The organism is Flavobacterium arsenatis (assembly GCF_031456785.1).
GTDB classification, from domain to species: Bacteria; Bacteroidota; Bacteroidia; order Flavobacteriales; family Flavobacteriaceae; genus Flavobacterium; species Flavobacterium arsenatis.
In genome coordinates, this window is record NZ_JAVDVI010000007.1 from 54,617 (window position 1) to 72,591 (window position 17,975).

The 17,975-nt window shown below is 35.3% G+C and carries 18 protein-coding genes; 14 read left to right on the plus strand and 4 right to left on the minus strand.

Going from position 1 to position 17,975, the window contains the following annotated elements; translation table 11 throughout:
- Window positions 1-26: 26 nt before the first annotated feature.
- Window positions 27-2,399, plus strand: coding sequence for a GumC family protein (locus J2X31_RS09195; RefSeq protein WP_310026244.1), 2,373 nt, complete (start codon window positions 27-29; stop codon window positions 2,397-2,399).
- Here J2X31_RS09195 and J2X31_RS09200 read toward each other — a convergent pair whose 3' ends face one another.
- Window positions 2,400-2,990: a DUF1287 domain-containing protein gene (locus J2X31_RS09200; RefSeq protein WP_310026245.1), complete on the minus strand. Its 591-nt coding sequence runs from the start codon at window positions 2,988-2,990 to the stop codon at window positions 2,400-2,402.
- 89 nt (window positions 2,991-3,079) lie between these two features.
- Here J2X31_RS09200 and radC point away from each other — a divergent pair, with 89 nt between their 5' ends.
- From radC to J2X31_RS09230, 6 genes are all read left to right on the plus strand, one after another.
- Window positions 3,080-3,772, plus strand: coding sequence for a RadC family protein (gene radC / locus J2X31_RS09205; RefSeq protein ID WP_310026246.1), 693 nt, complete (start codon window positions 3,080-3,082; stop codon window positions 3,770-3,772).
- Between the two features lie 81 nt (window positions 3,773-3,853).
- A complete protein-coding gene (locus J2X31_RS09210; RefSeq protein WP_310026248.1) occupies window positions 3,854-4,480 on the plus strand; it encodes an ABC transporter ATP-binding protein in 627 nt (208 codons plus the stop codon).
- Entirely contained in the window at window positions 4,480-5,901 is a 1,422-nt protein-coding gene (locus tag J2X31_RS09215) for an ABC transporter permease (protein WP_310026250.1), read from the plus strand. The genes J2X31_RS09210 and J2X31_RS09215 overlap by 1 nt, the downstream gene beginning before the upstream one ends.
- Window positions 5,894-6,439, plus strand: coding sequence for a hypothetical protein (locus tag J2X31_RS09220; RefSeq protein ID WP_310026253.1), 546 nt, complete (start codon window positions 5,894-5,896; stop codon window positions 6,437-6,439). The genes J2X31_RS09215 and J2X31_RS09220 overlap by 8 nt, the downstream gene beginning before the upstream one ends.
- Window position 6,440: 1 nt before the next feature.
- A complete protein-coding gene (locus tag J2X31_RS09225; RefSeq protein WP_310026254.1) occupies window positions 6,441-7,127 on the plus strand; it encodes a YjjG family noncanonical pyrimidine nucleotidase in 687 nt (228 codons plus the stop codon).
- A 9-nt stretch (window positions 7,128-7,136) separates the two neighbouring features.
- Entirely contained in the window at window positions 7,137-7,859 is a 723-nt protein-coding gene (locus tag J2X31_RS09230; RefSeq protein ID WP_310026255.1) for a hypothetical protein, read from the plus strand.
- A gap of 33 nt (window positions 7,860-7,892) precedes the next feature.
- On the opposite strand, the gene J2X31_RS09235 is transcribed toward J2X31_RS09230, so the two are convergent.
- Window positions 7,893-9,170 carry a replication-associated recombination protein A gene (locus tag J2X31_RS09235; RefSeq protein ID WP_310026256.1) on the minus strand — a complete coding sequence of 426 codons (1,278 nt, stop codon included), beginning with the start codon at window positions 9,168-9,170 and terminating at the stop codon, window positions 7,893-7,895.
- 246 nt (window positions 9,171-9,416) lie between these two features.
- Here J2X31_RS09235 and J2X31_RS09240 point away from each other — a divergent pair, with 246 nt between their 5' ends.
- Window positions 9,417-10,214 (plus strand): rhomboid family intramembrane serine protease, encoded by a 798-nt coding sequence (locus J2X31_RS09240; protein ID WP_310026257.1) that lies wholly within the window; start codon window positions 9,417-9,419, stop codon window positions 10,212-10,214.
- A gap of 158 nt (window positions 10,215-10,372) precedes the next feature.
- Here the strand turns inward: J2X31_RS09240 and rlmB are convergent, their stop codons facing one another.
- Together rlmB and J2X31_RS09250 are read right to left on the minus strand one after the other, a co-directional pair.
- On the minus strand, window positions 10,373-11,107 hold the full coding sequence (gene rlmB / locus J2X31_RS09245) for a 23S rRNA (guanosine(2251)-2'-O)-methyltransferase RlmB (protein WP_310026258.1): 735 nt from the start codon (window positions 11,105-11,107) through the stop codon (window positions 10,373-10,375).
- Window positions 11,108-11,135: 28 nt separating this feature from the next.
- A complete protein-coding gene (locus J2X31_RS09250) occupies window positions 11,136-12,824 on the minus strand; it encodes a BamA/TamA family outer membrane protein (RefSeq protein WP_310026259.1) in 1,689 nt (562 codons plus the stop codon).
- Between the two features lie 286 nt (window positions 12,825-13,110).
- On the opposite strand from J2X31_RS09250, the gene rpsL reads away from it, so the two are divergent.
- The 6 genes from rpsL (at window position 13,111) to rplD (ending at window position 17,973) form a co-directional block, all read left to right on the plus strand.
- A complete protein-coding gene (rpsL, locus tag J2X31_RS09255; protein ID WP_007136570.1) occupies window positions 13,111-13,494 on the plus strand; it encodes a 30S ribosomal protein S12 in 384 nt (127 codons plus the stop codon).
- Between the two features lie 72 nt (window positions 13,495-13,566).
- Complete coding sequence (gene rpsG, locus J2X31_RS09260) at window positions 13,567-14,043, plus strand: 30S ribosomal protein S7 (protein WP_026706238.1); 477 nt, start codon at window positions 13,567-13,569, stop codon at window positions 14,041-14,043.
- 10 nt (window positions 14,044-14,053) lie between these two features.
- On the plus strand, window positions 14,054-16,210 hold the full coding sequence (gene fusA, locus J2X31_RS09265; protein WP_310026261.1) for an elongation factor G: 2,157 nt from the start codon (window positions 14,054-14,056) through the stop codon (window positions 16,208-16,210).
- An 11-nt stretch (window positions 16,211-16,221) separates the two neighbouring features.
- The gene (rpsJ, locus tag J2X31_RS09270; protein WP_011963470.1) at window positions 16,222-16,527 is read left to right on the plus strand and encodes a 30S ribosomal protein S10; all 306 of its coding nucleotides are present in this window, start codon (window positions 16,222-16,224) and stop codon (window positions 16,525-16,527) included.
- 199 nt (window positions 16,528-16,726) lie between these two features.
- Complete coding sequence (gene rplC / locus J2X31_RS09275) at window positions 16,727-17,344, plus strand: 50S ribosomal protein L3 (protein ID WP_026706240.1); 618 nt, start codon at window positions 16,727-16,729, stop codon at window positions 17,342-17,344.
- Entirely contained in the window at window positions 17,344-17,973 is a 630-nt protein-coding gene (rplD, locus tag J2X31_RS09280) for a 50S ribosomal protein L4 (protein ID WP_310026264.1), read from the plus strand. Before rplC ends, rplD begins: the two co-directional genes overlap by 1 nt.
- The last annotated feature ends 2 nt before the right edge of the window (window positions 17,974-17,975 follow it).

A 17,975-nucleotide genomic window follows, 5' to 3' on the forward strand; every position in this document is an offset into this window, starting at 1 on the left:
CGACTTACCTTCGTTAAGAATATAATATGACAGATTATCAGGACTTTTTTGAAGATAATACAAAGACCGAAAGCAATGTAAGCTTGAAGGAAAGTATTGAAAAATATACTATTCACTATAAATGGTTTATATTAAGTATACTACTTTTTCTAATATTTGGATTTTTTTACATTCGCTATACCGAACCCCAATTTGATACCACAACTACAATTCTTCTAAAGAAAGATAAAGGAGGGGTTTTGTCTGATTTAACTCTAATGCCAGATATGGGATTTGGTTCAAATAATAGCTTTATCGATGATGAAATTCAAATTATAAAATCTATTCCTGTAGTTTCGAGTGTTGTCAATGAGTTAAAGCTAAATGTAAAGTATTATAATAGAACAGAAATTACCAAAAGATTTGTTGAGGTTTATAAGCAGAAACCTTTTGAATTAATGATAAAGAGCAATGACTCTATGTCAATTGAAAACCTTATTTTCTATATAGAGATTCAAGACCAGAATAACTTCGTTTTAATTGACGAATCTGGAAAAGAATCCAATTTGAAATTCGGTCAGAGCTTCAATCTGGACAACCATAAAATGGTTTTAATTCCTAACTTGTTGATGCTTTCAAAGTATAAGAGCAGCTATTTTAAAATGGAAATCAAAGATTTTGATGAAGTTGTAGATGTGTTAAGAAATGATTTGATAGTGGAGCCTATAAGTAAAACCGCAAATTCAATTTTAATAAAATTAAAATCTAATCTACCCGAAAAATCAGAAGATGTCCTCAATAAAATAGTGCTTCATTACATAAATGATGCTATCAACGACAAAAACAGGATTGCCTTAAAGACAGCCGAGTTCATCAACAACAGGATTGTTGTGTTAAATGAAGATTTAACCAAATTAGAAAAAAATGTTGAAGAGTTTAAAACTGAAAATAAATTAACCGATATCAGTTCTGAAGCCAAACAATATATTTTAGGGCAATCAGAAATTGAAAAAAAAATCAATGAAACCCAAATACAGTTGAGCTTGGTTAAGTATATGAGAGATTATCTGGATAATAATCCTGATGAATTGATCCCTTCAAACATTGGACTCCAGGAACCTAACATTGTTTTGAATATAGAAAAACATAATCAACTTTTTTCACTAAAGCGAAATTACCTGAAAGTTTCAACTGAATTTAATCCTGAAGTTATTACACTTACCAATACACTAGAAGATATAAGAGGAGTTATCGTTGAGGGGCTTAAAAATCAAAAATCATCATTGACCATCACCTTAAACAACTTTAAAAAGCAAGACAACATCGTCAACTCTAAAATTGGAAATATCCCGCGTCAAGAAAGAGAATATCGTGATATTTTTAGACAGCAACAAACCAAAGAAGCCTTGTTTTTGTTTTTACTTCAAAAAAGAGAAGAAGCAACAATATCAGCAGTTTCAGCACTCCCTTCTGCAAAAGTCATTAACCATGCCTATACTGCTAAAAAAGCTGTTTCGCCAGTCAAACCAATGATTCTGTTAATTTGTATAGTAATTGGATTCATTATACCTTTCTTGTTTATCTATATCAAAAATGTCTTAGACACAAAGATAAAAGATAGCAAGCAATTAGAGAAACTGATTAATATTCCAATCTTAGGAAATATTGCCAGAGGCGAAAATAGTGAAAGAATAATATTGAAGAAAAATGATAGAACTACTGTTGGAGAGTCTTTCCGATTATTAGTTGCCAATTTGGAGTTTCTTTTGAATGATACAAAAAAATGCAAATCAATATTGATTACCTCAACAATTAGTGGTGAGGGAAAATCATTCGTGTCTTCAAATTTAGCGGCAAATCTTGCATTTTCTGGTCACAAAGTAGTACTTATAGGTTTAGATTTAAGAGTGCCAAAACTCGACGAATATTTTAAAATAACTTCAAAGTTTGGTGTAACTCATTACATCAAAGATGATCAGTTGGTTTTGGATGACATCATCAACAAGATTGACGGAATTGAACATTTGGATGTAATCAATTCAGGTTTGATCCTGCCCAACTTTATAGATATTATCAAAAACAACCGTCTAAACGACTTGATAACACAGCTAAAGGAAAAATACGATTATGTTATTATTGATTCAGCTCCAGTAGGTTTGGTTTCAGATACATTACTTTTAAATACAGTTGCCGATTTATGTTTATACGTTGTTAGGGCAGATTATTTAGACAAACGATTACTTGAAGTTGCTGAAAAATTGAAAAAGGACAAGAGATTCAAAGATATAATATTGCTCTTAAATGATGTTGACATGAATAACTTCAAATACGGTTATGGTAATGCCTACAATTATGTAGATGATCAAGATAAAACAGCAAGTCGTTTTTCTAAAATGCTAAAGAACATCAAAAAGAAATAATCATCGACTGTATTTGTAATGTCCTGTAATCTTATATCGAAAAAGACAATCCTCCAAAACCTGTCCGGCTCCAACATTATGAACGATGAGATTTCTTTTTTCTCCAGAAGCGTCGGGGAGGGATTTTCTGTTGGTCACAATCCCTATATGAGGCAACTTATCGTTAATCATCCAAGTCACCAAATCACCTGTTTTATAATCGGATGCTTTATTTGAAACCGGTAGACTTTTTCCTTTTCTGATAAAAAACACTTGCAAATTCGGAACCCTTCGGTGGTCAATATTGGTGTCCGTTTTTCGCAATCCCCATGTTTTAGGGTAAAGTGAAAAATTCTTTTTCATGTCCTCATGAACCTCTTTCTGCAAATCAATGCCCAATTTCCGGTAGGAACGAATCACAACATCCGTACAAACGCCTCTGTCCTTGGGAACATCGCCATTTGGATACGGAATTGAAACATATTTTGGGTCATATGTAACTTTGTCCTTCGTAATTGAAATGGCTGCATCCGAAAGTTTTTCGGCAAAATCTTTTTCAATTACAAACGAAGAAAACCCAACAAAAAGAAACAAGATATAAAAGGATTTCATATTTTAGTATTTGATATTCAAACGATGAAATTTAAGTTTAAGTATCAAAGCGTTATAAAAACCATTCCAATAACTAAACGCCAAAAGCAATGGAAGAAAATACTCCTTTTTCGATAAAATATTGGGCAGAAGACGACAAGCCCCGCGAAAAATTAATGCTCAAAGGCAAAAGCGTTCTCAGTGATGCCGAATTAATAGCCATACTCATCAGCTCAGGAAGCCGAAGCGAAAGTGCAGTTGATTTAAGCAAACGTATCTTGGCAAGTGTAGAAAATCTCAATGCTTTGGGGAAATTGTCCTTACAACAGCTCACTACCTTTAAGGGAATTGGCGAAGCAAAAGCAATAACAATCATTGCTGCAATGGAACTCGGAAGAAGACGTCGTTCCGAAGAGACAGTCGAACTCACAAAAATCACTTCAAGTAGAGCGGTTTTTAACATCATGCAACCCATAATTGGCGAATTGCCCCACGAAGAATTTTGGGTTTTATACCTGAATAATTCCAATAAAGTTATCTACAAGTCACAATTGAGCAAAGGCGGAATTACTGGAACTGTCGTAGATATCAGGTTGATATTCAAAACAGCTTTCGAGCATAATGCAACTGCAATCATCCTGACGCATAATCACCCTTCGGGAGTGCTCCAAGCAAGCGATGCCGATAAACAGATAACCAAAAAACTTAAAGAAGCGGGAAATAATTTGGATATAAATGTCCTCGACCATATCATTATAACCGAAAAAGGGTATTACAGTTTTAAGGACGATGGTGTTTTTTAAAATCGTTTAACCCAATTTTAAGGATTTAATTTTTGCAGTTTTAGTATATTGCAGGCTTTACTGATAAAATAGAAATCCAGAATGATCACTACACGGAATTTAAATTTCAATTATAATTCAAAAACAGGATTTGATTTCCCTGATTTGCAATGCAATCCTACAGAAGCACTTCTTATTACGGGAGGTTCAGGAAAAGGAAAAACTACATTTTTACATCTTTTAGGAGGATTATTACGACCTGCTTCGGGCGAAATTTTGATTGGAGATGTCAACCTGAGTTCTTTGTCAGAAAAAAAACTGGATCACTTTCGTGGAAGAAATATCGGACTGGTTCTCCAGCAATCTCATTTTATTTCGTCCTTGAATGTTCTTGAAAATGTAGAACTTGCCTCTTGGTTATCAGATAAAAAAAAGAAAACCGAAAAGATACAAACCTTGTTAGAACAACTCGATTTGAAAGATCAAATATATAAATTGCCTTCACAATTGAGCATTGGCCAACAACAAAGAGTTTCAATTGCAAGAGCTTTGATCAATGATCCAAAATTGCTTTTGGCAGATGAGCCAACATCAAGTTTGGATGATGAAAATGCGATTATTGTTGCGGAACTTCTTTCAAGTTTATCCAAAAAACACAATGCGGCATTGATTATCGTAACCCACGACCAAAGATTAAAAGATCGATTCCCTCACCAAATTTCTTTATAATGATTACAAAGTTAGCATGGAAAAATATTTGGTATAAGCCTTTGAATACACTTCTAAGTGTAATTTTGCTGACTGCCAGTGTCGCGATAATTTCACTTTTGATTTTACTTCAGGAACAATTCGAAAAACAATTTTCCAGTAATATCGATGGTGTAGATTTGGTAATAGGTGCCAAAGGAAGTCCTTTGCAACTGATACTTTCATCTGTCTATCAAGTAGATGCTCCAACTGGTAATATAAGTTATGAGGAAGCCAAAATCTGGATGAAGCACCCTTTTGTGAAAACTGCAATTCCATTGGCTTTTGGAGATAATTACAAAGGTTTCAAAATTGTTGGAACAACGCCCGATTATCTGGAAAAATATTCAGCAAAAGTTGAAACAGGAAAAATATTCAGCAAAAATTTTGAGGTAGTTATCGGAAGTGAAATTGCCAAGAAGTTAAACATAAAAGTAGGAGATAAATTTTTCGGTTCCCATGGCGATGCTGAGGAAGGTGAAGTGCATGAAGAATTTGCTTATGTCGTTTCAGGAATTGCAAGCCCAACAAGAAAAGTAATTGATAATTTGATTTTATCGAATATTCAAAGCGTTTGGGCCATGCACGATAGTCATGATCACGAAGCTCATTCTGAAAATCCAGCACACGGCGAAGAAGGTCATGTCCATGAGGAAGGAGAAGAACATCATCACGATCATAAAGAAGCTCATTCTGAAAATCCAGCACACGGTGAGGAAGGTCATGTCCATGAAGAAGGAGAGGAACACCATCACGATAATAAAGAAGCTCATTCCGAAAATCCAGCACATGGAGAAGAAGGTCATGTTCACGAAGAAGGAGAAGAACACGATCACGACGAAATTTCCGAAGAAGGAAAGGAGATAACAGCCGTTTTAATAAAATTCAAAAACAAGATGGGATTTGTTTTATGGCCTAGACTGATTGCCCAAAATACTGATATGCAGGCTGCTTCTCCGGCTGTAGAAATCAACAGATTATTTTCATTATTTGGAATTGGGTTACAAGCCTTGCAATATCTTGCTTATGGAATTATGCTGATTTCAGGAATTAGTATTTTCATAGCCCTATACAATACTTTAAAAGAAAGGAAATACGAATTTGCCTTGATGAGAGTCAGTGGAGCAAGCCGATTGCAATTATTGGGATTGGTTCTTTTTGAAAGCCTTTTACTTTGCACAACCGGATTTTTTCTTGGTACAATTGTTGGTAGAGTAGGACTGTGGCTGATTTCAACAACAACAGAGCAAGAATATAAAATGGCTTTCGATCCTTTTGCTTTCGCATTAGAAAAGGAAGGAGTTTTATTTTTAGTGACTATCTTTGTGGGAATCATTGCGGCATTGATTCCAGCCATAAAAGCATACCGATTAAACATTTCAAAAACCTTAGCAAATGCGTAAAATATATTTTTTAGTTTTTTTATTAACGGGTTTATTGGTTTTGGAGAATGGTTTTTCTTCAAAAGGAAATGATATTCAAGTTTCTTCAAAAACAGCTAATTTAGAAACAGCCTCATTCTTTCCAACAAATTTCGGCACCGATGTAATTGCAGCTCCAACAGCAATTGACACGCTAAATTGGAAACTTCTCGGCATGATTAAATTCGTAAAAAAACCAGACAAGGAATATGGCGAAGTAATGTATCCAGTTATCAGTCCACTTTTGAAACAGAAAAACAAGAAACGAATTGCCATGACAGGTTTTATCGTTCCAATCGATAATGTATCTTTCGCGTTGAGCAAAAACGTATTTGCATCTTGCTTTTTTTGTGGAGCTGCAGGTCCGGAAACCATTATGGGAATTAAATTCAGAGGAGCAACTCCAAAATTGAAAACCGACCAATATGTAACGCTTGAAGGAAATTTCAGGATAAATGAAAATGATGTGGAAGATTGGATTTACCATATCGAAGATGCAGTAATTGTTAAAGGAAAATAATTTGGAAGCAAAAATTTCAGACGTCTTTTTTGATTTAGATCATACCTTGTGGGATTTTGAAAAAAATTCGGCTTTGGCATTTCAAACGGTTTTGACCAAACACAAGATAGAAGTTGATATTGATCTATTCGTTTCGCATTATGTTCCAATTAATCTCAAATATTGGGAGCTTTATCGTGTAGATAAAATTACGCAAACTCAATTACGATATGGAAGATTAAAAGATACTTTTGATTTGCTTTCGTATGAAATTGAGGATGAGAAAATCTTCTTCCTTTCGGATGAATACATCCACTATTTGCCCCAATTTAATCATCTTTTTGAAGGAACAATCGAGATTTTAGAATATCTGAAACCCAAATATAATCTTCATATTATTACTAATGGATTTCATGAAATTCAAAGTAATAAATTGAAAAATTCCAATATTGGTGGGTATTTTCAAACCATCACCAATTCAGAATCAGCTGGGGTGAAAAAGCCAAATCCTAGAATTTTTGAATATGCCATCACTTCGGCTAAAGCCAAAAAAGAAAATTCCATCATGATTGGCGATTGTATCGAAGCTGATGTAAAAGGAGCATTAAACTTTGGATTGGATGCCATTCTGTTCAATGAATGCAATGCCGAAGTTCCAGAAAACATCAAACACATTAATAACTTACTTGCATTAAAAAAATACCTTTAAATTATAATTATGAAAAAATATATTTACCTTCTACTTCTTTTGTTCAGTTTTGCAGGGTTTGCACAGAATATAAATGATTATCAATATGTAATTGTTCCAACAAAATTTGATTTCCAAAAAAAGGAAAATGATTACAGATTGAATACCTTAACAAAATTCAATTTAGAAAAGTTTGGATTTACAGCTTTTTATCAGAAAGATAATTTAGGCATAAACTACAATGACAGGTGCGATTATCTAGCAGTAGCTGTAAAAGATAACGGGAGTTTCTTGACCACTAAATTGATAATTACTTTTACAGATTGCAATAACAATATTGTTTTCACTTCCAAGGAAGGTACAAGCAAAGAAAAAGACAGAAAATTAGCTTATGTTGAAGCATTGACAGAAGCATTTGAATCAGTTCAAGCTCTAAATTATAAATATAGTGGCAATAAATCGGCTTCGGTTTCAGATAAAAAAACCACAGAAGATCAGTCCGTTGAAGTTGTAAAACAAGAAGTGAAAATCAACACAAATCAGCTTTTTGCTCAAGCGATATCAAATGGATTTCAATTGGTTGACACAACTCCGAAAGTAGTTTTGAAAATGTTCAAAACTTCGCAAACAGATTATTACACGGCAGTTTCAGACACAAAAAATGGAGTTGTTTTCAAGAAAAACAACGAATGGTTTTTTGAATATTATGAAAACGACAAGCTAATTTCAGAAAAATTAGACATCAAGTTTTAAAACTCCAAAATCTGAACTCTAAAATCTAAAATTTTAGTATCCATATTTATCTTTCCAGCGATTTTTTAGAAACTCCCTTGTTCCGTTTTCTCTGGAATTATTTCCTGGAACATAGATTGGCGTATTCGAAATAGCATCCGGAAGAAATTCCTGTTCGGCAAAATTATTCTGGTAATCGTGAGAATATTTATATTCCTCACCATAACCCAATTCCTTCATCAATTTTGTTGGAGCGTTTCTCAAATGAATAGGAACAGGCAAATCCCCTGTTTGTTTCACAATCTGTTGAGCCGTTCCAATTGCCAAATAGGAAGAATTGCTTTTAGGAGAAGTCGCCAAATAAACCGCACATTGGCTCAAGATAATTCTACTTTCAGGATAACCAATTGTAGAAACCGCTTGAAAAGTATTGTTGGCCATTACAAAAGCCGTCGGGTTGGCATTTCCAATGTCTTCACTTGAAAGTATCAGCATTCTTCTAGCAATAAATTTCACGTCTTCACCACCTTCAATCATTCTGGCCAGCCAATAAACCGCTCCATTTGGGTCGCTGCCTCGAATCGATTTTATAAAAGCTGAAACAATATCATAATGTTGTTCGCCCGTTTTGTCATATAAAACGGTGTTTTGTTGCACCAATTGCAAAACCAACTCATTCGTAATGATAATTTTTTCTAGATTGGAAGCATTTACCACCAATTCAAAAATGTTCAGTAATTTTCTTCCATCACCACCCGAAAGTCGTAGTAAAGCTTCGGTTTCCTTGAGTTCGATATCTTTTTCTTTCAGATAAACATCCGTTTTCATTGCTCTTTCCAACAAGGCTTCCAAATCCTGTTTAGAAAATGCATTTAAAATGTAAACCTGACAACGCGACAGTAAGGCGGGAATTACTTCAAAGCTCGGATTTTCGGTTGTGGCACCAATCAAAGTGATCCAGCCTTTTTCAACTGCTGCCAAAAGAGAATCCTGTTGCGATTTGCTGAAACGATGGATCTCATCAATAAATAAAATTGGGTTTTTAGTCGTGAAAATTCCGCCACTTTGTTTCGCTTTTTCAATCACATCTCGAATATCCTTGACACCCGAATTGATGGCACTTAAAATATAAAAAGGCCGTTTTGATTCCTGTGCAATAATTTGAGCCAAGGTCGTTTTTCCCGTTCCCGGAGGTCCCCAAAAAATTAATGAAGGAATGATTCCTTTCGAAATTTGGTGGGTCAACGAACCGTTTGGGCCAACCAAATGGGACTGACTCACATAATCTTCTAATTGTTGGGGACGAATTCTTTCTGCTAAAGGTGCTTCCATTTTGTAAAATTACTCAAATATTTATTTTTAGGAGCATAGCCGATAGTGAATTTCAGAATCGGTTTTCCTGCTATCCACTCCCAATCTTTTTGTCTCGTTAAAGAAACGAGACAAAAAGGATTTCCGTTTCTATCAGGGCTAGAGGAATCTATGTCAATTTTTGTAAACTTCTGCCAAAATTGCATTAAAAAAACTTTGGTTACATTCTTGAGTTAACGCTTTAGAAGAACCAAAATCAACTGAACAATGAACGACAACCATTTCAAATTTTCATTATCCGTTTTCGTATTGCCACTTCTATTTGTGTTGTTGCTTTGGTTGGTGTTTTGGTTTGAAATTACCTATAAAATAAACCTTACCGAATACGGAATTCATCCTCGAACCTTTACAGGTTTAAGAGGAATTATATTTAGTCCTTTCTTACATGGAAGTATGGAGCATCTCTACAATAATTCAATTCCGTTGTTTATGTTGGTTGCCGGTTTAAGGTATTTTTACAGGGAGCATTTTTTTAAGATAATTGGTTTTGGGATTCTACTTTCAGGTTTTTTAACTTGGGTTATCGCAAGAGATTCCTATCATATTGGAGCCAGCGGATTGATTTATGTTTTGGTAAGTTTTATGTTCTTCAAAGGAATAATGACCAAGTATTACCGATTGGTGGCACTTTCGCTTTTGATTGTGACACTTTATGGAAGTTTGATTTGGTATGTTTTTCCAGGAGTAGAGGAAGGAATTTCGTGGGAAGGACATTTGGCTGGTTTAATCACAGGTTTTGTTTTTGCAAGTATTTATAAAACACCCGAATACCAAAAAATGATCAAATATGAATGGGAAAAACCTGATTTTGACCCAACTGGAGATAAGTTTTTGGAGCGTTTTGACGAAAACGGAAACTTTGTAAATCCGCCCAAGCCAGAACCTGAACTGGAAATGTTTCCTGAAATTTCTTCAACTTCGAATTTCAGGATTACCTATCATTTTATAGAAGGCAAAGATGTTCCGGCTGGTGAAAATCCCGAAGATAAAAAGGATGCCTTTTGATTGTTTTCTAGCCCTGATGGTGCCATTGTTTGAGCTCTTGTCTCGTTTTTAAAACGAGACAAAGCGAGTGGCTCCAGCAGGAAAATGGATTTCAAACATAAACCAAGCGATTCGCTCCTGAAAGAAATCTAAAATCTATAATCTGAAATCTAAAATTATTATTGTCTTTGTCGCACCGTTTCATAAAGAAAAGCACCACAAGCCACGGAAACATTGAGTGATCCGATGGTTCCGAACATTGGAAGTTTTGCTTTTTCATCGACAATTTTCAGAACTGAAGGGTTGATTCCTCTATCTTCCGATCCCATGATAATTGCCAAAGGTTCGTTTAGTGATAAATCGTAGATGTTTTGATCGGTTTTTTCGGTTGCAGCTACGGTTTTGATTCCGGAACCCTGAAGGAAGAAAATAGCGTCTTTGATGTGTTCGACTTTGCAGATTGGCACGTTGAAAACGGCTCCAGCTGAAGTTTTTACAGTATCTCCATTTACGGGAGCCGAACCTGCTTTTTGGACTATGATTCCGTTAACTCCGGTACATTCGGCAGTTCGGATAATCGCTCCAAAATTTCGTGCATCCGAAATTTGGTCAAGGATCAAGAATAAAGGTGTTTTACCACTTTCAAGAACTTGTTCTACTAAAGTTTCTAGATTTTGGAAAGAGATTGGAGCAATGGTTGCTACAGCACCTTGGTGGTTGTTTGGCGTCAATCTATTCAGTTTTTCTACTGGGACATAAGAAAAGTTGACGTTATTGCGTTTCATGACTTTCATCAAGTCCTTCATCAATTCGCCTTGTGCGTCTTTTTGAAGAAATACTTTATCTACTTCTTTTCCTGCTTGAATTGCTTCAATAATTGCTCTAATCCCGAATATTTGATGCTCTTTTTCCATGGTGCAAATGTAATAAAAAATCTGCCAATCAAAATGTGGTCTTAAAACTGATGTGAACGATTGAATTTGAGAGCTTTATGGTTTGGTCCTTTGTGCTTCCGTTTGCATAAACCAAATTTAAAAGTCCATTTTTGGTAAGCAATCCAAATCCGAAACCAATTCCGAGAAGCCTGTCGTTAATGTTCGAAGTCTTGTCTTGATAATATCCATAATCAATAATAGAATGCACATAAATGCTTGGAGCCAAAACATAGCGGTATTCTGTTAGTATGGAAGTCAATAAATTTCCTTGAAGGCTATTTTCGTTGAAGCCTCGAATTGAGTTGATTCCGCCAAAGCGATACAATTCATTGATGATATAATTCTCGCTCTGCAGATAAAAATTCTGACTCTTAATATTGAAGCTGTTCTTTTCGTTCAGATAAATATTATGCTTGATATTGAAATCAAGAAAACTTTGACTGTTCGATTCTAATTTTGAACTCCTTTTCCCTAAACCGGCTTTTAGGCTGATTCTGGTTTTCTCTGGAAATAAAAAATCATCTACTTTGAAATCTAAAAACTCAAACGTGCTCGTTACAAAAGAATTTTCAAAATCGCTGATGCTAAAATTATTCGTATTTTGAATATCGCTCGATTCTGTCGATTGATAGCCAACATAAAGTCGGGTGTTGTAGTTGAAATAATATCCCAAATCAATCGCGGTTTTGGTGTTTTGAAAAGTACTGTCTTGCTTGAAAATATTTAAACTCGCCTTCAACCCAAACGGACTTTTGAAAATATACGGTAATTCAATCCCAACGTTAAAAGTACGTTGTTCGTTTCCATCGCTTTTCCAATATAGCGTAAATTCCTCACCAACATTCAAAGAATTCACTAAAAGCAAATCCAAATAACCATTAAAATTTACCTTATCCTCGTCGTCATTTGTAAAACCGATATAGCCGTCAAATTTATTCGGCTTCGATTTTTCCAAATAAACATACACTTTGGTTGTGTCTTTCGTAAACAAAATTTCAGGATAACGCGTCTGACTCACAAACCTGAATTTGTTGAAATCATCATACAGCTTCTTTAAATTTTCCTGATTAAACGTTTTGTTGCGGTACAAACGCTTGATGTTTTTTTTATGGCCTTCGGGAAATTTCTCATAACCATTGATCACAATGTCGTTTAACTGCCTTTGATTTCCGGTTTCCAAATACAATTCAGCAAAAAGAGCATTCTTTTCTTTCTTGAAATTTATCAGTTTCAATCGTGCCAACGAAAAGCCTTTCCGTTCCAATTGATTCAAAGTTGCATTCAGAAAGCTTTCGGTTTCTTCAAAACGAATCTTCAAGGTGTCTTTTTTATCATCAAAATAACCCGAAAATTCACTACCTATATATACATGTATAAATTCAGTTTTTTTTCCAATAACAAAATTGAAGTTGAATGTTGTGTCGTTGAGCTTTTTATTTTCTAGAATTTCATTTTCAATAAAACCAAGCTTAGTAAGTTTGTCCGAAACCAAATTTCCCTCGTCAATTGCCGATTTTGCATTCTCGTGTACTTTTTTGTAGTTCAAAGAATCAATAGTTTTGGTTGCATTTTCGTTTTCAGCTTCAATCTTCAAATGCAAATTCTGTCCGAAACAATTCAGATATAAAACACAAAAAACATAAACAAAAAATCTATTCAAGTCGTTAAAATTATCAGGAGCGAAAGGCTCGGGCATTTTTGGAAACCATGTTCCCGCTTTCCACTACTATCTTTTTGTCTCGTTAAAGAAACGAGACAAAAAGGATAGTAGCTCCAATCGGGGCTAGAGGATAAACTATTTACCCTTTTGAAACCATTGTAAAAATAACGCAAAAAAGCATTTTCTATTCTATAAAAATGAAATGAATATTAATCTATTTGAAAATTAATGTATTATGATTTGTTTCAATAAAAATAATTACTACATTTGCAACCCCGTAAAAAGCGGGAATTTAATATATAAGAAATTTTTAGTATTAATTATGCCAACAATTCAACAATTAGTAAGAACAGGAAGAACTCAGATAACTAAGAAGAGTAAATCGGTTGCTTTAGATTCTTGTCCTCAAAGAAGAGGTGTTTGTACGCGTGTTTACACTACTACTCCAAAAAAACCAAACTCTGCAATGCGTAAAGTAGCGCGTGTACGTTTGACTAATGGAAATGAAGTAAACGCTTACATCCCTGGAGAAGGACACAATCTACAAGAGCACTCGATAGTATTAGTTAGGGGTGGAAGGGTAAAAGATTTACCAGGAGTTAGATACCACATCGTTCGTGGAGCACTTGATACATCAGGTGTTGCAGGAAGAACGCAAAGAAGATCTAAGTATGGTGCTAAACGCCCAAAAGAAGCAAAAAAGTAATCTTAAACACGTTATAAGTTAAAAGTTGCACGTCAAACGATGCATTTTAATGGATAACAAAAAAACGAAGAAATGAGAAAAAGACAGGCCAAGAAAAGACCTCTTTTGCCAGATCCAAGGTTTAACGACCAATTGGTAACACGTTTTGTGAACAACCTAATGTGGGATGGTAAAAAATCAACAGCTTTCAAAGTGTTCTATGATGCAATGGATATTGTAGAAGCTAAGAAACAAGACGCTGAAAAATCGTCAGTAGAAATCTGGAAAGATGCTTTAACAAACGTTATGCCTCACGTAGAAGTACGTAGCCGTAGAGTTGGTGGAGCTACATTCCAAATTCCAATGCAAATCAGACCAGACCGTAAAATCTCTATGGCAATGAAGTGGATGATACTTTATGCACGTAGAAGAAATGAGAAATCTATGGCTCAAAAACTAGCTTCTGAAGTTTTAGCTGCTGCTAAAGAAGAAGGTGCTGCTGTTAAAAAGAGAATGGATACTCACAAAATGGCTGAAGCAAACAAAGCATTCTCTCACTTTAGATTTTAATACATAGGAAATGGCTAGAGATCTAAAATATACAAGAAATATTGGAATTGCGGCTCACATTGATGCTGGTAAAACAACAACAACAGAGCGTATTCTTTTTTACACAGGAAAATCACATAAAATAGGTGAGGTGCACGATGGTGCTGCAACTATGGACTGGATGGCACAAGAGCAAGAAAGAGGTATTACAATTACATCTGCTGCTACAACTTGTGAGTGGAATTTTCCAACTGAACAAGGTAAAGTTTTACCAGAAACATTGCCTTATCACTTTAATATTATCGATACTCCTGGACACGTGGATTTTACCGTAGAGGTAAACCGTTCGTTGAGAGTATTAGATGGTTTGGTTTTCTTGTTTAGTGCTGTTGATGGTGTTGAGCCTCAATCAGAAACTAACTGGAGACTTGCTGATCAATACAGAGTTCCACGTATGGGATTTGTTAACAAGATGGACCGTCAAGGATCTAACTTTTTAGGAGTATGTCAACAAGTTAGAGATATGCTAAAATCAAACGCAGTTGCTATCACTTTGCCAATCGGTGAAGAAAATGATTTCAAAGGTGTTGTGGATTTAGTAAAAAACCAAGCTATCGTTTGGCATGATGCAACTCAAGGAGCAACTTTCGATATTATCGAAATTCCAGCTGATATGGTTGCTGAAGTAAAAGAATACAGAGATATTCTTATCGAAGCAGTTGCTGATTACGATGAGAACTTGCTTGATAAATACATGGAAGATCCGGATTCTATTACAGAAGACGAAATCAACAAGGCTTTAAGAGCAGCTACTATGGATATGGCGATTATTCCTATGATTGCTGGTTCTTCTTTCAAAAACAAAGGAGTTCAGTTCATGTTAGATGCGGTATGTAAATACTTGCCTTCTCCAATGGATAAAGAGGGTATCGAAGGAATTCATCCTGATGATGCTGAATTGTTAGAAGAAGATCAAACAAAAATCTTGCGTAAGCCAGATGTAAAAGAGCCTTTCGCTGCTTTGGCATTTAAGATTGCAACTGACCCATTCGTAGGTCGTTTGGCTTTCTTCCGTGCTTATTCAGGAAGACTTGATGCAGGTTCTTACGTTTTGAATACACGTTCAGGCAACAAAGAAAGAATTTCTCGTATCTACCAAATGCATGCCAACAAGCAAAATCCAATCGATTATATCGAAGCGGGTGATATTGGAGCAGCAGTTGGATTTAAAGATATCAAAACTGGAGATACATTGTGTGATGAAAAACACCCAATTATTCTTGAGTCAATGAAATTCCCTGCACCGGTAATTGGTATTGCTATCGAGCCTAAAACAAAAGCTGACGTAGATAAGATGGGTATGGCTTTGGCTAAACTAGCTGAAGAGGATCCAACGTTTACAGTTAGAACTGATGAGGCTTCAGGGCAAACGATTATCTCAGGTATGGGTGAGCTTCACTTGGATATCCTAGTAGACCGTATGAAACGTGAATTTAAAGTTGAAGTAAACCAAGGTGAGCCTCAAGTGGAATACAAAGAAGCGTTTACAAAATCTGCTCAACATAGAGAAACATACAAAAAACAATCAGGTGGTCGTGGTAAATTCGGTGATATCGTATTTAAACTTGAGCCAGCTGAAGAGGTTGACGGTAAAGTTCCTGTAGGATTGCAGTTTGTTAATGCGGTTAAAGGTGGTAACGTTCCTAAAGAATACATCCCATCTGTAGAAAAAGGTTTCAGAGAAGCTATGAAAACGGGTCCTTTAGCAGGATACCAAGTAGATAGTTTGAAAGTAACTTTGTTGGACGGATCTTTCCATCCAGTGGATTCTGATGCGCTTTCTTTTGAATTAGCGGCAAGAATGGGTTATAGAGAAGTAGCGAAAGCTGCAGGTGCTGTAATTCTTGAGCCAATCATGAAAATGGAGGTGATTACACCAGAAGAAAACATGGGAGATATCGTAGGTGATATCAACCGTCGTAGAGGTCAGGTGAATGATATGGGAGACAGAAATGGTGCTAAAACAATCAAAGCTGATGTGCCTTTGTCTGAAATGTTTGGATATGTAACTACATTGAGAACATTGTCATCAGGTAGAGCTACTTCAACAATGGAGTTTTCTCACTATGCTGAAACGCCTTCTAATATATCAGAAGCGGTAATCAAAAAAGCAAAAGGTAACGCTTAATTCTAAAGAAAATGAGTCAAAAAATCAGAATAAAATTAAAATCTTACGATCACATGTTGGTAGATAAGTCTGCTGAGAAGATTGTAAAAACCGTAAAAAGTACGGGTGCGGTTGTAACTGGTCCAATTCCATTGCCAACTCACAAAAAACTTTTCACTGTATTACGTTCTCCACACGTTAACAAAAAAGCGAGAGAACAATTTGAAGTAATGTCATACAAGAGATTGATTGATATTTACTCTTCATCTTCAAAAACTATTGACGCTCTGATGAAATTAGAGTTGCCAAGTGGTGTTGAAGTAGAAATCAAAGTATAATTATATTTTGAACTTAATAGAGGCGAAACATAGGTTTTACTTATGTTTCGCTTTTTTTATTGCTGTTTTTTTTGATGTAAAATTTACACTCAAAAAAAATATCATAATGTATTGTAAATCAAAAAAAAAACAATACATTTGCAACCTTTTTGGGGCGAAAAATACCCAAAAGTAATTGTTTAATTAATAAATGTTTAATATGTCTGGGTTAATCGGAAGAAAAATTGGCATGACTAGTATCTTTGACGAGAATGGAAAAAATATTCCATGTACTGTTATTGAAGCTGGTCCATGCGTTGTTACCCAAGTCAGAACCAAAGGTGTTGACGGGTACGAAGCGTTGCAACTTGGTTTCGATGACAAAACTGAGAAACATTCCACTCAAGCGGCCGTAGGTCACTTTAAAAAGGCTGGAACTGTAGCTAAGAAAAAAGTCGTTGAATTTCAAGAATTTGCAACTGAACAAAAATTAGGTGACATTATCGATGTTTCCATTTTTGAAGAAGGAGAATTTGTAGATGTACAAGGTGTCTCAAAAGGTAAAGGTTTTCAAGGGGTTGTAAAACGTCACGGTTTTGGTGGTGTTGGACAAGCAACTCACGGTCAACACAACCGTTTAAGAGCGCCAGGTTCTGTAGGAGCTTCTTCTTATCCATCTAGAGTATTCAAAGGAATGCGTATGGCTGGAAGAATGGGAGGAGATAATGTGAAAGTACAAAATCTTAGAGTTTTAAAAGTAGTGGCTGATAAGAACCTACTTGTTATTAAAGGATGTGTTCCTGGACATAAAAACTCTTATGTAATCATTCAGAAGTAATGGAAGTAAAAGTTTTAAATTTCAACGGAAAAGAAACTGGCAGAACGATCACTCTTTCTGATTCAGTATTCGCAATCGAGCCAAACAATCACGCAGTATATCTTGATGTAAAGCAGTACCTTGCTAATCAAAGACAAGGAACTCATAAAGCTAAAGAGAGAGCTGAAGTTGCTGGATCAACTCGTAAGATTAAAAAGCAAAAAGGTACTGGTACAGCTCGTGCTGGTAGTGCAAAGAACCCTTTGTTTAAAGGCGGAGGTACGGTTTTCGGTCCAAGACCAAGAAGTTATTCATTCAAATTGAATAAAAGCTTGAAAAGATTGGCAAGAAAATCAGCTTTCTCTATCAAAGCAAAAGAGTCAAATATAATCGTTTTAGAAGACTTCAATTTTGAGACTCCAAACACTAAAAATTTCATTAACGTTTTGAAAGCTTTAGGGTTAGAGAATAAAAAATCATTATTTGTGTTGGGTGATTCGAATAAAAATGTATATTTGTCGTCACGCAATTTAAAAGCTTCTAACGTTGTAAGTAGCTCAGAATTAAGCACTTATGCCATTCTTAACGCTAATAATTTAGTGCTTTTGGAAGGTTCTTTAGAAGGAATTGAAGAAAATTTAAGCAAATAATA

What these genes read in the sequence shown, in the direction of transcription:
- J2X31_RS09250 (WP_310026259.1), bottom strand. Translation starts at nt 12,824, where the DNA reads ATGCCCGAGCCTTTCGCTCCTGATAATTTTAACGACTTGAATAGATTT.
- rlmB (WP_310026258.1), bottom strand. Translation starts at nt 11,107, where the DNA reads ATGGAAAAAGAGCATCAAATATTCGGGATTAGAGCAATTATTGAAGCA.
- fusA (WP_310026261.1), top strand. Translation starts at nt 14,054, where the DNA reads ATGGCTAGAGATCTAAAATATACAAGAAATATTGGAATTGCGGCTCAC.
- rplD (WP_310026264.1), top strand. Translation starts at nt 17,344, where the DNA reads ATGGAAGTAAAAGTTTTAAATTTCAACGGAAAAGAAACTGGCAGAACG.
- rpsG (WP_026706238.1), top strand. Translation starts at nt 13,567, where the DNA reads ATGAGAAAAAGACAGGCCAAGAAAAGACCTCTTTTGCCAGATCCAAGG.
- J2X31_RS09200 (WP_310026245.1), bottom strand. Translation starts at nt 2,990, where the DNA reads ATGAAATCCTTTTATATCTTGTTTCTTTTTGTTGGGTTTTCTTCGTTT.
- J2X31_RS09195 (WP_310026244.1), top strand. Translation starts at nt 27, where the DNA reads ATGACAGATTATCAGGACTTTTTTGAAGATAATACAAAGACCGAAAGC.
- rplC (WP_026706240.1), top strand. Translation starts at nt 16,727, where the DNA reads ATGTCTGGGTTAATCGGAAGAAAAATTGGCATGACTAGTATCTTTGAC.
- rpsJ (WP_011963470.1), top strand. Translation starts at nt 16,222, where the DNA reads ATGAGTCAAAAAATCAGAATAAAATTAAAATCTTACGATCACATGTTG.
- rpsL (WP_007136570.1), top strand. Translation starts at nt 13,111, where the DNA reads ATGCCAACAATTCAACAATTAGTAAGAACAGGAAGAACTCAGATAACT.
- J2X31_RS09240 (WP_310026257.1), top strand. Translation starts at nt 9,417, where the DNA reads ATGAACGACAACCATTTCAAATTTTCATTATCCGTTTTCGTATTGCCA.
- J2X31_RS09215 (WP_310026250.1), top strand. Translation starts at nt 4,480, where the DNA reads ATGATTACAAAGTTAGCATGGAAAAATATTTGGTATAAGCCTTTGAAT.
- radC (WP_310026246.1), top strand. Translation starts at nt 3,080, where the DNA reads ATGGAAGAAAATACTCCTTTTTCGATAAAATATTGGGCAGAAGACGAC.
- J2X31_RS09230 (WP_310026255.1), top strand. Translation starts at nt 7,137, where the DNA reads ATGAAAAAATATATTTACCTTCTACTTCTTTTGTTCAGTTTTGCAGGG.
- J2X31_RS09220 (WP_310026253.1), top strand. Translation starts at nt 5,894, where the DNA reads ATGCGTAAAATATATTTTTTAGTTTTTTTATTAACGGGTTTATTGGTT.
- J2X31_RS09210 (WP_310026248.1), top strand. Translation starts at nt 3,854, where the DNA reads ATGATCACTACACGGAATTTAAATTTCAATTATAATTCAAAAACAGGA.
- J2X31_RS09235 (WP_310026256.1), bottom strand. Translation starts at nt 9,170, where the DNA reads ATGGAAGCACCTTTAGCAGAAAGAATTCGTCCCCAACAATTAGAAGAT.